This window comes from Micromonospora sp. NPDC050397 (assembly GCF_044901685.1).
In the GTDB taxonomy this organism is placed as follows: domain Bacteria; phylum Actinomycetota; class Actinomycetes; order Mycobacteriales; family Micromonosporaceae; genus Micromonospora_G.
The window spans coordinates 557,847-572,818 of record NZ_JBJDPS010000001.1 but is presented as its reverse complement, the minus strand read 5'-3'; the positions used below and the strand labels follow the sequence as shown (position 1 = coordinate 572,818).

Genomic DNA, 14,972 nt, shown 5'->3' with positions numbered 1-14,972 from the left:
GGGGGTGGGGGTCGACCGGGTCACTGGCCGGTCGCGTGCAGGTTGGCCACCTCGCTGGCGGTCAGGGCGCGGCTGTAGATCCGGAAGCTGTCCACAGCCGCGTCCAGGTAGGGGTCACCGGCGTACTGCGAACGGCCGATCCAGTTCTGCCCGGTGCTGCCGAGGCTGGCCGGGCGCAGCGTCAACGCGCTGTTCCGGGCCACTTCGACCCCGTTGACGTAGAGCACCCCGAGGTTGCCGGTCTGGGTGACCGCGACGTGGGTCCAGGCGCCGACCGGCAGCGCCGCCGGGGCCTCGATCCGCTGTTCGGCGCCGGAGCCGCCGGTGGTGATCGCGTACCGGGCGGTGCCGGACCCGCTGCGCGGGCTCAGGAAGAGGTACGAACCGGTGCCGGTGCCGAAGTCGAACAGCCGGCCCCAGTTGCCGATGGCGTCCAGCCGCACCCAGGTCGCCACGGTGAAGGCGGTGGCACCGGCGAGGATGCCGGCCGGCACGGAGACGTACGCGCCGGTGCCGTTGAGGTTGACCGCGTTGCCGGTACGGCCGGCGGTCCAGTTGGCGCCGCCGGCCAGGGTGGCGGTACGGCCGTTGCCGGTGGCGTCGGCGGCGCTGGTGCCGGAGGTCTCGTTGAACAGGTAGTGGGCCGCGAAGGGCGCCGGGGGCGGTACGTCCAGCACGCTCCAGTAGACGGTGTAGCGCTGGCCGTGGGTCTGGTAGAAGGGGAGCAGGGTGACCGTGCCGGTGCTGGCGGTGGCGGTGTACCGCAGCGGCGTACCGGCCGGGGCGAGGGTCGACGGGTTGAGCGTGGGCATGCTGGAGAGGTTGCTGGTGCCGTACTGGCCGGCGAGGACGATCGGCCCGTACTTGACCGCCTGCACGCTGGCGTTGTCCGGGGTGGCTTCCCGGGTCAGCGCCATCGGCAGGGTCAGGTCGACCACGTCGCCGGTGGACCAGGTCCGGTTGAGCTGGGCGTAGCTGCCCGGGGTCGGGGTGACACCGGAGGCCGCGCCGTTGACCAGCAACTGGGCCCCGGCGGCCCAGGCGGGGATGCGGATGCGCAGGTCGATGGCGCCCGAGCCGGTGATGGTCAGCCGGGTCGCGGCGGCCTGCGGGAAGGTGGTGTCCTGCCGTACGGTGATGCCCCGCCCCGGCCAGGTCAGCTCGGCGGCGATGAAGAGGTTGACGTAGAGCGTGTTGCCGGAGTGGAAGAAGATGCTGTTGCCGTGCTTGGTGTTGGTCTCCATGCCGGTGCCGTGGCAGCAGGTGAAGTCGTTGTAGTCGTTGCTGTAGGACTTGATCCCACCGGCCCGCAACGGGGTGTAGTAGCTGTGGTGGCCGTTGGCCGAGTTCGGGTTCTGCGCCCCGAGCAGGTGGTTGAAGAGCGCCTTCTCGTAGAAGTCGAAGTAGTCGACCCGGCCGGGACTGGTGAAGAAGAGTTGCCGGGTCAGTTTCAGCATGTTGTACGAGTTGCAGCACTCGCAGGTGCTGTCCGACAGCTCGCTGGCGATCCGGTTCGGCAGCTTGAAGTACTCGCCGTTGGAGTTGCCGCCGATGGCGTAGCTGTGCCGGTTGACCACCATGTTCCAGAAGTTGACGGCGATGTCGCGGTACCGGGTGGTGCCGGTGGCGTGGTATTCGCGGATCGCCGCGACGACCTTCGGGATCTGGGTGTTGGCGTGGTAGTTGTTCAACGCGTCGGTGTTGGCCGCCAGCGGGTCGAGCACCTCGGCGTGGTCGAAGTACTGCGCCGCGGTCAGGTGGCTCGGGTCGCTGGTGACCTGGTAGAGGTTGGCCATCGTCTCGCCGATGCCGCCGAACTCGGTGTCGAGCATGTTCTGCCGGGCGGTGTAGCTGAGCCGGCCGTTGCGCAGGTTGACCCAGGCGGCCTTGCGTTGCAGCATCTGGAACGCCTGGGCGTTGCCGGTGAGCTGGTACATGTCGAGCAGCCCGGCGACGATCTTGTGCAGGGTGTAGTAGGGGGCCCAGACCTGCTGGCGGGCCTCGACCCGGTCGATGAAGCTCTCCGGGTAGGCCGAGAGGTATCCGGCGTTGTAGCCGGCGGTCTGGGCCCGGTCCTGGCACTTGGCCAACTCGGCGACGAGGTAGTCGCCCTTGGTCTTGAACGCGGTGTCGCCGGTGCTCGCGTACGCCTGGGCCAGCGCGGTGAGCACGTGGCCGGTGGAGTGGCCGCGTAGCTCGGTGCTCGGCGACTCCCAGCCGCCGCACGGGGTGGCCGAGGAGGAGAGTCCCACGTTGAGCCGGAACATGTGCAGCAGCCGGTCGGCGTTGAGGAACCTGAGGTACGTGTGGGTACGGGAGGTGTTGTCCAGGAACGGACCGGCGAGCAGCCGTACCGCCGACAGCGGGAAGGCGTACGCGGAGACGCCGACGTCGGGACGGTCGGCGGTGGCGGGTCGGCCGGGCAGCGCACCGGCGGCGGCGATGCCGGCGGCGGTGGCGACTCCGGTCTGGAGCAGGACGCGACGGGAGACGGAGGATGTGGACATTGACGTCACCTTCTCGGGGGCGGGGAGAACGGTTGACCAGGTGGTCCCTGATGGGACTCACCCAAGAGATCGATCTTTATCGATTTACTTGGGTCGGGTCCGCCCCGGGGGCGGGGCAGGGCGGAGTACGGGTGGTGCGGGAGACCGACGAGCCGGACCGGTGGTGGTGGTTCGGCGGGCCGTCAGCCCTTGAGCGCGCCGGAGACAAATCCCCGGACGTAACTGCGCTGCATGAAGCCGAAGAGCAGCAGGCACGGCACGGCCATGAAGACCACGCCGGCCTCCAGCGCGGCGTAGTCGATCGAGCCGTGGCTGGCCGTACGCATGTTGACCACGGCCAGCATGGTGGTGAACCGGTCGGTGGAGTTGAGCAGGATGAGCGGGGCGAAGAACTCGCTCCAGGAGGTGAGGAAGGCAAAGAGCCCGACGGTGATCAGGCCCGGCCGGACCGCCGGCAGCATGATCCGGACCAACGTCTGGAAGCTGTTGCAGCCGTCCATCGAGGCCGACTCGGCCAACTCGTTCGGCACCGCCTCGAACGAGTTGCGCATCATGAAGATGGAGAAGGGGAGCTGGAACATGATCAGGACCAGACTCAACCCGACCAGCGAGTCCTCCAATCCGATCCAACCGAGCAGGACGTAGAGGGCGATCAGGATGGTCGCGTACGGCACCATCAGGATCGCCAGGGTCAGCAGGAAGAGCACGTCCCGGCCGGGGAACCGGAACCGCCCGAAGGCGTACCCGCCCAGCGTCGCGACGACCAGGGTGCCGGCGACGGTCAGCGCGCTGACCGTCACGCTGTTCAGGACGTGTTGCGGGCGGACGCCGTTGTCCGAGGTGAAGAGCCGGCCGTAGTTCTCCAGGCCGAAGCCGCTCTCGGTGCGCAGCGAGGCCCACCCGCTCCAGAGCAGCGGGAACAGGAACAGGATGGCCAGCGCGGTGCCGGTGACGTAGTAACCCCACCGCGAGCCGGTACGTGAGCCGATCATCGCTGGCCTCTCGTTCACTGGGACCGACGGCGCAGGACGCCGAACTGGATGACGTTGAAGACGACGAGCACCGCGAGCAGCGCCACCGAGATCCCGGCGGCCGACCCGAGGTCGAGCCGGATGAACGCCTCGCGGTAGATCACCATGACCAGCGAGGTGGTGCTGTTGTCCGGGCCGCCCCGGGTGAGGATCCAGAACTGGTCGAAGGCGAGCAGCGAGCCGGTGGTCATCATCGTCAGCACCAGCGCGATGGTGGGGCGCATCAGCGGCAGGGTGATCCGGCGGAAGATCTGCCACCGGTTGGCCCCGTCGATCCTGGCCGCCTCGTAGACCTCGGTCGGGATGGCCTGGAGCCCGGTCAGCAGGATGAGCATGTTGAAGCCGGCGAAGCGCCACAGCACGAGCACGATGGCCGAGCCGAGGGCGGTGCCCGCGCTGCCGCTGGTCCAGGAGACGTAACCGTCGACCAGCCCGAGCCAGGACAGGATGTCGTTGACCGGCCCGATCTCGTCGCTGAGCAGGCCGAGGAAGAGCAGCGAGGCGCTGGCGAACCCGACCGCCATCGGCATGAAGAACGCGGTACGGAAGAAGCCGACCCCGGGCCGGCGGTGCTGCACCAGCAGCGCCAACCCGAACGCGACCACGAAGAGCAGCACGGTCATCAGGACGGTGTACTTCACGGTGAACCAGACAGCGGCCCGGATCAGGTCGTTGTCGGCGATGTCGGTGAAGTTCTCCGGCGCGTTCAGCGACGGCTCGCCGAGCAGCGGCCACCGGTGCAGCGACATCCAGACCACGAGCAGCAGCGGCACGACGAAGAAGAGGCCGACCATCAGCGCGTTCGGGGCGGCGTAGAGCGCGCCGACGATCGCCCGCCGCCGCGCCCGGGTCCGGGTGGGCCGTAGGGACGTGCCGGTCGGTGGCGGGGTGCCGGTGCCGGCGTCCCGCCGGGTGATCACCGTCGTGGCCATCTGTCTCTCCCGTCGGGTGGTGGCCCGGTCGGCACTCGCGTCGGCCGGGCCACCGCTGGTCAGCTCTGCTGGAGGGACTTGGTGATCGCCGAGTTCCCCTCGGCCAACGCGGTCGCGGCCGAGCCGAACAACGCTCCCCGTACGGTGGCCAGCCAGGGACTCTGCGGGTCGTTGAAGGAGGCGTTGAAGTTCTGCGCGTACGGCGTCTTGCCCTTGGCCATCAGATTGTTGATCATAACGATCCGGGGGTCGGCCGAGGAGTACTTGTTGCTCGCCAGGTCGGTCCGGGTCGGCACGCCCTTGTTCTTCGCGATCACCTCGACCTGCGCCTCGTCGGACATCGTCCACTGCAGGAAGTGCCAGGCCTGGGCCGCCTTCTTGCTGCTGGCGCTGATGCCGATGGCGTCACCGCCGACAAACGTCGACTCCCCACCGGCGATGCCGCTGATCGGGGCCACCCCCATCTTGATCCCGGCGGACTCGATCAGGCCGAGCCAGACCGAGGGCCCGGGGGCGACCCCCACCTTGCCGTTCTGCAACGCGCCGAGCCAGGTCGGGCCGGCCTCGTCCTTGGACGCCGGTGCGGCCACGCCCTCCTCGTAGAGCTTGCGGTAGAGGGCGAAGACGTCGGCCATCTCCTTGGAGTCGATCTTGGCGTTGCGCCCCTCGGCGTCGATCACCTCGCCACCGGCGGCCCAGACCGAGGGCCAGAAGGTGAACTCGACGCAGCCGCCGCAGTTGCCACCGAAGTAGGTGCCGTTGATGTCGCCACCCAACTGGTCGATCTTCCGGGCGTGCTCGGCGTACTCGGTGAGGGTGGTCGGGCCGCGTTCCGGGTCCAGCCCGGCCCGCTGGTAGAGGTCCTTGTTGTAGAGCATCACCGACATGTCGATGGTGTGCGGCACGGCGTAGTTCTTCTTCTCCCAGGTCGCCGCGTCGACGTGCGCCGGGGCCACCCTGCCCTTGAACCCGGAGCCGGCGAACCGGTCGGTGACGTCCTGCCACAACCCCTGGGAGGCGTACTGGGCGGCGAAGACCACGTCGGCGGCGAAGAGGTCCGGCAGTGCCCGCGCGCCGGCCGCCGAGGCCAGCTTCGCCGGGTACTCCTCCCCCGGGTACGCGGTCACCTCGACCTTGTTCTGGTGCGCCCGGTTGTACGCCTCGACGTACGCCTTGGAGACCGACTCGGTCGCCGCCCGGGTCCAGAGCGTCAGCGTGCTGCCGTCGTCCACTCCCGCCGGTCCGCCGGCCGCCGCGTCCGGCTCGTCCCCGCCGCCGCACGCGGCCATCGCGACGACCAGGAACGCCGTGCTGACGACACTCGCCGTCCTGACTCCGATTCTTCGCTGCACAGGATTCTCCTTGGGGCGATCAAATGATTCGGTGGAATATCGGCTCGGTCGTTTCCCCCCGCCTGGCGCCGTCCGGTCAGCCCCTCGGCAACCAGACCCTCATCGTGGACGGACCCCGGCGGGCCCAGCGGTGGTACGGCACCAGGCGCACCGAGGCGAGGTCGGACTCGCCCGCGACCCTCGGGTTCGGCGCGTACGGCCAGCCGTCCTCGGCGGGCGGCTCGGCGTAGCCGGCGACAACCGCGCCGTCGGCCAGTTCCTGCGGCTCGGTCGAGGTGTCGACCCGGAGCAGGTCCAGGTCGGCCGTGTTCTGGTCGATCGACTCGGCGCAGAGCACAACGGGCCCGCGTTCCACCGCCACGCAGCCGCGTACCGCGTCGACGCGCGGGTCGGGGTACGTCCACCTCGGGCGGACCGGCAACTCCAACCGGAACTCGTCGCCGACCTCGAACGCCCGGGTCAGCGTCACCGTGCCGGGAGCGGCGGGACGGCGCTGGTCGCCGTCGACGAGCACCGCGCCGTGGGCCCAGTGCGGCACCCGCATGCTGACCGTGAACGGGCCGCCATCGGTCTCGGTGACCCGGACCGTGACCACGCCGTCGTCCGGATAGCGGGTGTCCATCCGTACGCCGAACCGGCGGCCGTCGGCGAGCCGGGTCCGGAGCTCGGCGTCGGCGTACTGGTGCAGTTGCAGCCCGCGCTCGTCGGCGGTGGCCAGGTAGGTCGAGAGCGAGGCCAGGGTGCGGCCGATGTTGCCCAGACAGCAGGAGACCTCGAACCAGGGGGCGCGCGGCCCGCCGGCGAAGTCGAGCTGCTCCCGGTCGGGCGGCAGGTCCCTGGTCGGCGTCCGCTGGTGCAGGGTGTGGGCGTAGAAGAAGGAGGTGCCGTCGTCGCTGATCGCGGTGGCGAGCACGTTGTAGAGGATGCGTTCGATCAGGTCGCCGTAGCGCGGCTCCCCGGTGGCGAGCAGCAGCCGCCAGGCCACCATGACCGCGGCGACACTCGCGCAGGTCTCGGAGTAGGCCCGGTCGGCGGGGAGGACGAAGTCGTCGCCGAACGCCTCGTCCGCGTGCCGCGAGCCCATCCCCCCGGTCAGGTAGGTCCGCCGGGCCAGGGTGCGGTCGAACTGCCGGATCACCGCGTCGAGCAGCTCCCGGTCGCCGGTCTCGACGGCCACGTCGACGGCTCCGCTGGTGAGGTAGAGCGAGCGGACCGCGTGCCCGCGCAGCACGGTGGCCTCGCGGACCGGGATGTCGTCGCTGGAGTAGGACCAGCCGAACTGCTGCATCGGCAGGCTGCGGTAACCACGTCGCTGGACGAAGAGCGCGGCCTGGTCGAGATAGCGCTGTTCCCCGGTGAGCCGGGCCAGTTCGACCAGGGCCGGCTCGATCTCCGGATGGCCGCAGAGCCCCCACACGCCGTCCGGGCCGAAGGTGTCGCAGACCTGGTCGGCGGCGCGACGGGCGACGGCGAGCAGGTCGTCCGGCCCGGTGGTGCGGGTCCGCGCGACGGCGGCCTGCAACAGGTGCCCGGTGCAGTACAACTCGTGCCCGGAGCCCAGGTCGCTGTACCGGGGGCGCTGGCCGGGCTGCCCGAAGGCGGTGTTGAGGTAACCGTCCGGGGCCTGGGCGGCGGCGAGCATCGCGGTGAGTTCGACCACCTCGCGGTCGCGGACCGGGTCGGCGCTACGACCGACCTCCCAGGACATCGCCTCGATCAGCTTGTAGACCTCGGAGTCGGAGAACTCGCGGCCACGCCGCTCCTGCGACCCCCGGCCGTCCTTCACCGTGGTGAAGTTGCCGGTCCAGCCCAGCTTGTCCATCCAGGACCGGCCGTGGTCGAGGGTGGCGCCACCGTTCACCTGCTGCCGGCGGGCCCAGGATCCGCCGGTGATCCGTGCCTCGCCCAGACCGAGCGGACGCAGGGCTCCCCGGGACGGGATCACGGGACGGCCACCCGTGGGGTCGGCGGCCGAGGACGTCACTGACATGTAGCTCCTTCGCCGGTGATTCGACGTGAGCAGGATCACTCCTGTGTGCACTCACCCTGGCGCACGAAAAGGTTTTCGGCAAGATGCCATCGGCGTTACGGATCGATAACACGCAACTGTTTTCGAGCTTGATCGCGCGACGTGGTTAGAATCGGGCAGCGGTCGAGCAGACCCGGCCGAGATTCCAGTTTCGGATGGCTTTCGAAAGGCTTTCGTGGGCAGGCGACGATCAGAGTCAGTGACCCTCAGCGATGTGGCAAGCCGGGCCGGCGTCTCGGTCGCCACCGCGTCGAAGGCGCTCAACCAGCGCGGCGAGGTCGCCCCGGCGACCCGGGAGCGGGTTCTGCGCGCCGCCGCCGAACTGGCGTTCCAGCCCAACGTGCTGGCCCGGGGGCTGATCTCCGGGCGTACCCGCACCATCGGGCTGCTCACCGACGAACTCGGCGGCCGGTTCTCCATCCCCATTCTGCTCGGTGTGGAGAACGCGCTCGGCAACGAGCAGATGTCCGTCCTGCTCTGCGACGCCCGGGGCGACGCCATCCGGCGCCAGCACTACATCCGTACGCTGCTCGCCCGGCAGGTCGACGGGTTCATCATCCTCGGCGACAGCAACGACATCCGCCCCTCGATCACCAAGGACATCCCGGTCCCGGTGGTGTACGTCTACGGCGAGTCCACCGACCGGGACGACCTCTCCGTCATCGCCGACGACGAGGGCGGTGCCCGTCTCGCCGCCGAGCACCTGGTCTCGCTCAACCGGCGCCGGATCGCGCACATCACCGGCCCGGAGAGCTACCGGGCCGCCCGTGACCGGGTCACCGGGCTGCACCGGGTGCTGGCGGAGTCCGGGCTTCCGCTTGCCGGCGGCGCCCCACGCTACGGCGAGTGGTCCCAGCGTTGGGGCCGCCAGGCCACCCGGATGCTACTCGCCGCCGACCCGGAGATCGACGCGATCTTCTGCGGCAACGACCAGATCGCGACCGGCGCGGTGGAGACACTGCTCGACCACGGGCGCCGGATCCCGGACGACGTGGCCATCGTCGGCTACGACAACTGGGAGGACTTCGCCGCCGACTGCCGGATTCCACTCACCACGGTCGACCTCAACCTGCAACAGCTCGGCGCCACCGCCGTCGCGCACCTGTTCGCCGCACTCGGCGGTGAACGCCCCACCGGCGTACTGCGCCAGCCCTGCCGCCTGGTCATCCGCGAATCCACCGGCCCCGTCCCGCCCCGCCCAACCCCCTGAGGCGTAAGGAAGGGCCCCTTGTACAACGGAATCCGATAACAAGGGGCCCTTCCTTGCACGGTGGGCGGCGTCGGCGATCTGGTGTCCGTCGATGGGTTGGGGCAACCTGTACGGGGCGAGCACTGCCACCGCCGGCCGTGGAGGAGCAGAGTATGTCGTTGCGTCGTCGTACCGCCGCGCTGTTGTCCGTACTGCTGGCGATGGCCCTGCCCGCCGTTCCGGCGTACGCCGCTCACGGAGGCGCCGCTCACGGAGGCGGTGGGCACGGAGGCGGTGGGCACGGAGGCGGTGGGGACGACGACCCGGGGGCAGCGCACTCGCTGCGGGGGCCGGTCACCGATGAGTCGTTCTACTTCGTGATGGCCGACCGGTTCGCCAACGGCGATCCCGGCAACGACCGGGGTGGCCTCGGCGACGACCCGCTGGTCTCCGGTTTCGACCCGACCCGGACCGGCTTCTACAACGGCGGCGACCTCAAGGGACTGCGTGACCGGATCGACTACATCAGGGGCCTCGGCACCACCTCGATCTGGTTGACCCCGAGCTTCAAGAACAAGCCGGTGCAGTTGGAGGACGGCCCCTCCGCCGGCTACCACGGCTACTGGATCACCGACTTCACCCAGATCGACCCGCACCTGGGCAGCAACGCGGACCTGCGGGCGCTGGTCGACGCGGCACACGCCCGGGGGATGAAGGTCTACTTCGACATCATCACCAACCACACCGCCGACGTGATCGGCTACCAGCAGGGTGCCCGGATGGCGTACGCGGGGAAGGACGCGGTGCCGTACCGGACCTCGGCCGGGGTGCCGTTCGACGACCGGGACCACGCGGGCGGCGCGAGCTTCCCGGCGCTGAGTGCGCAGGGCTCGTTCCCGTACACACCGATGCTCGATCCAGCGGAACGGGATCTGAAGGTGCCGGCCTGGCTCAACGACGTGACGCTTTACCACAACCGGGGCGACACCACCTTCACCGGCGAGGACTCGTACTACGGGGACTTCTTCGGGCTGGACGACCTGTTCACCGAGAACCCCCGGGTGGTCGACGGGATGATCGAGATCTACCAGCGGTGGATCGGCGACTTCGGCATCGACGGCTTCCGGATCGACACGATGAAGCACGTGGACGACGAGTTCTGGCAGCGGTTCGGGCCGGAGGTGCTGCGCTACGCCCACCGGGCCGGCAAGTCGGAGTTCTTCATGTTCGGCGAGGTCTTCGACACCACCCGCGCCTTCACCTCACAGTTCACCACCCGCGACCGGATGCAGGCGGTGCTGGACTTCCCGTTCCAGGAGGCGGCCCGCAACTTCGCCTCGCGCGGCCAGCCGACCAGCCAACTCGGCGATTTCTTCGTCAATGACGACTGGTACACCGACCGGGACTCGAACGTCTACGAGCTGCCGACCTTTCTCGGTAACCACGACATGGGCCGGATCGGTGGCTTCGTCGCGGCGGACAACCCCGGCGCGGACGACGCCGAACTGCTGGCCCGGGACCGGCTGGCGCACGAGCTGATGTACCTGTCGCGCGGCAACCCCGTGGTCTACTACGGCGACGAGCAGGGCTTCACCGGTCCGGGCGGCGACCAGGCCGCCCGGCAGACGATGTTCGCCAGCCGGGTGCCGGCGTACCTGGACGACAACCTGATCGGCACCGACGCGACACACGGGCAGGACAACTTTGTCCCCGGCCACCCGCTCTACCGGTCGATCAGCCGGCTCGCCGCCCTCACCCGGGCGCACCCCGCCCTGCGCGACGGTGCCCACCAGCACCGATACGCCACCGACGGGCCCGGCGTCTACGCCTTCTCCCGGCTCGACCGCACCGAGCAGCGCGAATACGTCGTGGCGACGAACAACAGCGAGCAGCCCCGGACCGCGGCCATCCCGACCTACCTGGCCGACCACACCTTCAACCCGGTGTACGGCGACGGCCCCGCCCGGGTACGCACCGCCGCCGACCGGAAACTCACCCTGACCGTGCCACCGTTGAGCACCGTGGTCTACCGGTCGACCGGGCGACTCCCCCGGTCGCAGGCGGCACCAGCGATCTCACTGGCCGCTCCGGTGCCCGCCGCCGAGACGCCCGGACGGGTCAAGGTCGCCGCCGACGTGGCCGGTTCCGGGTTCAACGAGGTCACCTTCCAGGCCCTGATCGGCAACACCGGGCGGTGGGAGTCGATCGGCACCGACGACACCGCCCCGTACCGGGTCTGGCACGACGTGTCGGGGCTGGAGCCGGGCACGTCCGTGCGGTACCGGGCGGTGGTGCTCGACAACAACCGGCACACCGCGCAAACCCGGGTACGTGCCACCACCGTTCCCGCACCGGCACTGACCATCACCGCGCCGGCCGAGGGCAGTGGCGTACGCGGGCGGGTCGAGGTGCGTACCGTTGCCGACCCGGACCGGGCGACGCACGTGGTGGCGGTCGAACGCCGGGTCGGCGACGGCCCGTGGCAACGGGTCGGCACCGACGCCTCGTCGCCGGTCTACACCGTCTTCGACGACCTGACCCCGCTGGACCTGGCCGCCGACACCATCGTGGAGTACCGGGCGATCCTGACCGAGCCGAACGGGACCAGGGTCACCAGCGCCACCCGGCGGCTCCGGGCGGCCGGACCACCGATCACCACCGCCACCCTGCACTACCTGCGTCCGGCCGGTGACTACGACCAGTGGGGGCTGCACCTGTGGGGTGATGCGGTCGACCCGGCGACCCTGGCCGGCATCGGCTGGGACCGACCGCTGCCGCCGACCCGGATCGAGAACGGCTGGGCCGAGTACGACATCCCGCTGGTCACCGACACCCGCCCGGTCAACTTCATCGTGCACCTGCCCAACGGCGACAGCGTGCCGTCGACCCGTGAGCCGGGCGGCGACCGTTCGTTCGTACCCATCGACCGGCCCCAGGTCTGGATCGTCCAGGGCGACCCGACGGTTTACTCGGCCCCGCCGGCCGGGCGCTGAGCACGTCGCTCTCCCGGCACCGCCCGTCGGGGCCGTCCCACGTGGTCGGCCCCGACGGTCGCGGGATGTCGAGCGGATTGGCTCAACCTACGATGACGCGGCCCCGGAGGCGCCGAAGGCGGCTCGGGTCAGAACGTGGCGATCGGGTTGACCGGGCTGCCGGAGGTGCCGGCGAAGCGAACCGGGGCGACCGCGAGCTGGAAGTCCCACTGGCCCAGTTCGGCCGCCGTTGTCGCGCACAACTCCAGGTCGCAGTTGTCGAGCAGCCACAGCCCCATCGCGACGAGACCCACGGCGTGAACCGGCATCAACACGGCGTCGTACCCCGACGGCTGAACGTCCTGGGGCGTGTCCGCGCCGATCAGCGCGACCCCGCGTTCGTGCAGCCACGCCAGGCAGGACGCGTGCCAGCCGGCCTGGGTGAAACCGACGGCCGCGCCGGCCTCGTGCCGGGCGCGGCCGTAGCCGGTCCGGAGGAGCACCGCGTCGCCGGGCCGCACCCGCACACCCTGGCGACGCTCGGCCTCCTCCAGATCCTCGGGAAACACCCCCTGCCCCGGTTCCAACCAGGGCACATCACGGACCCGCGCGATGTCCAGCAGGACACCACGGGTGACGATCCCGTTCGCCGCCGCGGTGACAGCACCCCACGTCGACCCCGTGGCGGCGTCGACCAGCGAATGCGACCGCCCGTTGTACATCTTGCCGTCCCAGAAGAGGTGGCACGGCGAGTCGACGTGGGTGACGGTGTTGCCGTGGAACGCGATGCCCAGCCGCTCGGACGAGAAGCCCCAGCGTCGGTCGGCGTGGAAGGCGGACGGCATGTTCTCGGCGCCCGGCATGTCGGCCGCGCACGGGCAGGTCGTCGTCGCCCGCTCCATCTCCTGCGGTACGGCGACCTCCCACGCGCACGACACGCTCCTGCCGTGGCGCACGGCCCGAGCCGCCGCCAGCCGGACGTCGTCGGTGATGTGGTTCAGGGTTCCGAGTTCGTCGTCGTCGCCCCACCGTCCCCAGTTCGACAGCGTGTCAAAATACCCGAGCACGTCGTCCTGCGTCGGCAACGTTCGCCCTGCCGTCATCCCAGCATCGACTCCTCCGGTCGGCGTTCGAAGCACCGCAGGTAGGTTATCCCGCCCTCTCCGAACGGCAAGGAAGAACCCCGTCCTCGAACGGGGGCTCTCTCGACCCTTGTGAGGGGTCAGAAGTTACACACGATCCTTCCTCTGAAAAGGGCGCCTAGTTTTCTTCTGTGTTCAATCTCTTCTACCTCCCTTGCCCATGATGGTTCGTAGTCGTCCCGATTATCTCCAGGACAAGACATGCCCTTACGAAGCCGGCACAAGCAGATGCAAGACAGGCTCGGAACATTCCCCTGACGGGCCCGTCCTTCCGAAGGGCGCTACCGGCTTTGAGTTGAATAACCCTTGCCAGCGGGGCATTGCCTCCATCTACGCGCCGGTCAGATCCGCTAGTTGATGATCAGCGTGATTCATCCAGGCTAGGACCGGCGAGTTGGGGTAGCCTGCGACTGCTGCTTGGCTGCGGGTAGATGTGACGGCCCGCCCGATCCGGCACGCGCTACTCCCGTGCGGCCCGCCACCGTCGTGTGGCCCGATGTCAGCGTCGCGGCGGCCGACCGTCGCTGATGCTCCTCGGAGTACGCCTGCCGAAGACCGGATACCACCTTTGCCATCGCCGTCGGCAGTCCGCGCGCGAGCAGCTCTTCCCGCTGCTCGGCGCCCATCGCCGCGCGCCGGAGGAACTCCTCCTGCTGCCGCCCGTGCGCAGCCTCCTGCTGCTCGACCTGCTGGTCGTCCCGGCCGAATTTCTCAAGAGCCTCGCCGTCGAGCATCTCGTCCCGCGTCTGAGGGTCCATATCCTGCGCAGGCGGGTCACGACGAGCGAACTCGTGATCTGCGTGCATGTCCCGCATCTCTTTGTATTGCCGGTTGAACAGATCCAGGCGCTCGCTCGTCTGACTTCTCTCCAACTGCTCCCTGTCTCGCGTCATCTGCGGATCCGGTATCGGCCTCCGCAGCCTCTCAAGGATCTGCCGGTCGTAGGACGGTTGCTGCGGATTTTGCGACGGAGTGGACGGCATGTCGATCTCCTTTGGCGTGAGCCGATCTGTAGACCCAACGGCGTACGCACCGAACCGGTTCACCCCGGCGCCTGACACGCGGGGCCGGCACCCCGAGCAAGGGCCCAGGGGTGTTCGGTGGCGGTGATCCCGATCAGGTCGCCGACCCGCAGCCGCTGGTTCCAGGTGCGGGCGGTGGCAGGGCGTGGGTAAGGACCGTGACGCCGTGCCCAGGACCGGCATGCGCCCCGATCCGCAGGTCACTGCCGGGCGTAGGAGATGATCCGTACCGTGGCGTTCCCGGCGGCGGCCATGCTGAGCAGGGCGAACAGGATCAACGAGGCACTTGAGAAGCCGACCTTCCCGTTGTTGGCGCCGCCGAGCATGATCGTGTACGCCGCGCAGATCGCGGCGGGCACCAGCAGGGCCAGCGCGACCGAGCGGATCTGGCCGAACCGGCGTGCCGTCAACACCGCGAGCACCACGTACGCGAGCGCGGTGACCACCGCGAGCCAGCCGGCCGCCGCGCCGGCCAGGGTGCGGTCGACGCCGTAGTGCCAGAGTTGGTCGCGGGCATCGAAGATCCGGAAGGCGAGCCAGCCGAAGAGCAGACCGGAGACCGCGACGGCCGAGATCAGCGCACGGTCCGGGGTGGCGCTTGACGTAGACATATCGACGACAGTAGGTGCGCGGGGCAACGGGATCGCCCGAGAAGACCGTGGCGGGGGGGGGGGCCGGGGGGGGGGGGGGGCCCCCCCCGGGGGCCGGGGTTTACGCACGAGGGGGGAGCCCCCCACAACGGGGGCGTGGCCGGGGGGGCAACCCGGGGTGCCGGGGAAGGAAGACCCCCGGTAAC

Annotated in this window: 10 protein-coding genes; 2 read left to right on the top strand and 8 right to left on the bottom strand. The window is 69.7% G+C overall.

All coding sequences use genetic code 11. From position 1 onward, the window contains the following. Nucleotides 1-20 precede the first annotated feature (20 nt). The 5 genes from ACI2K4_RS02225 to ACI2K4_RS02205 form a co-directional block, all read right to left on the bottom strand. Nucleotides 21-2,507, bottom strand: coding sequence for a beta-L-arabinofuranosidase domain-containing protein (locus ACI2K4_RS02225; protein ID WP_404508061.1), 2,487 nt, complete (start codon nucleotides 2,505-2,507; stop codon nucleotides 21-23). Nucleotides 2,508-2,689: 182 nt separating this feature from the next. Next, the gene (locus tag ACI2K4_RS02220) at nucleotides 2,690-3,499 is read right to left on the bottom strand and encodes a carbohydrate ABC transporter permease (protein WP_404508060.1); all 810 of its coding nucleotides are present in this window, start codon (nucleotides 3,497-3,499) and stop codon (nucleotides 2,690-2,692) included. Nucleotides 3,500-3,513: 14 nt separating this feature from the next. After that, complete coding sequence (locus ACI2K4_RS02215) at nucleotides 3,514-4,470, bottom strand: carbohydrate ABC transporter permease (RefSeq protein WP_404508058.1); 957 nt, start codon at nucleotides 4,468-4,470, stop codon at nucleotides 3,514-3,516. 59 nt (nucleotides 4,471-4,529) lie between these two features. Further along, nucleotides 4,530-5,822 (bottom strand): ABC transporter substrate-binding protein, encoded by a 1,293-nt coding sequence (locus tag ACI2K4_RS02210; protein WP_404508056.1) that lies wholly within the window; start codon nucleotides 5,820-5,822, stop codon nucleotides 4,530-4,532. 76 nt (nucleotides 5,823-5,898) lie between these two features. Continuing rightward, on the bottom strand, nucleotides 5,899-7,812 hold the full coding sequence (locus tag ACI2K4_RS02205) for a glycoside hydrolase family 127 protein (RefSeq protein WP_404508055.1): 1,914 nt from the start codon (nucleotides 7,810-7,812) through the stop codon (nucleotides 5,899-5,901). Nucleotides 7,813-8,026: 214 nt separating this feature from the next. Between ACI2K4_RS02205 and ACI2K4_RS02200 the strand changes: the two genes are divergently transcribed. Together ACI2K4_RS02200 and ACI2K4_RS02195 are read left to right on the top strand one after the other, a co-directional pair. After that, nucleotides 8,027-9,061 carry a LacI family DNA-binding transcriptional regulator gene (locus tag ACI2K4_RS02200; RefSeq protein WP_404508053.1) on the top strand — a complete coding sequence of 345 codons (1,035 nt, stop codon included), beginning with the start codon at nucleotides 8,027-8,029 and terminating at the stop codon, nucleotides 9,059-9,061. 152 nt (nucleotides 9,062-9,213) lie between these two features. After that, on the top strand, nucleotides 9,214-12,033 hold the full coding sequence (locus ACI2K4_RS02195; protein WP_404508052.1) for an alpha-amylase family glycosyl hydrolase: 2,820 nt from the start codon (nucleotides 9,214-9,216) through the stop codon (nucleotides 12,031-12,033). 128 nt (nucleotides 12,034-12,161) lie between these two features. Here the strand turns inward: ACI2K4_RS02195 and ACI2K4_RS02190 are convergent, their stop codons facing one another. From ACI2K4_RS02190 to ACI2K4_RS02180, 3 genes are all read right to left on the bottom strand, one after another. Then, nucleotides 12,162-13,115: a cyclase family protein gene (locus ACI2K4_RS02190; protein ID WP_404508051.1), complete on the bottom strand. Its 954-nt coding sequence runs from the start codon at nucleotides 13,113-13,115 to the stop codon at nucleotides 12,162-12,164. Between the two features lie 419 nt (nucleotides 13,116-13,534). Next, nucleotides 13,535-14,137 (bottom strand): hypothetical protein, encoded by a 603-nt coding sequence (locus ACI2K4_RS02185; protein WP_404508050.1) that lies wholly within the window; start codon nucleotides 14,135-14,137, stop codon nucleotides 13,535-13,537. Between the two features lie 239 nt (nucleotides 14,138-14,376). After that, nucleotides 14,377-14,787, bottom strand: a complete 411-nt coding sequence (locus ACI2K4_RS02180) for a hypothetical protein (RefSeq protein WP_404508049.1) — start codon at nucleotides 14,785-14,787, stop codon at nucleotides 14,377-14,379. Nucleotides 14,788-14,972: the final 185 nt, after the last annotated feature.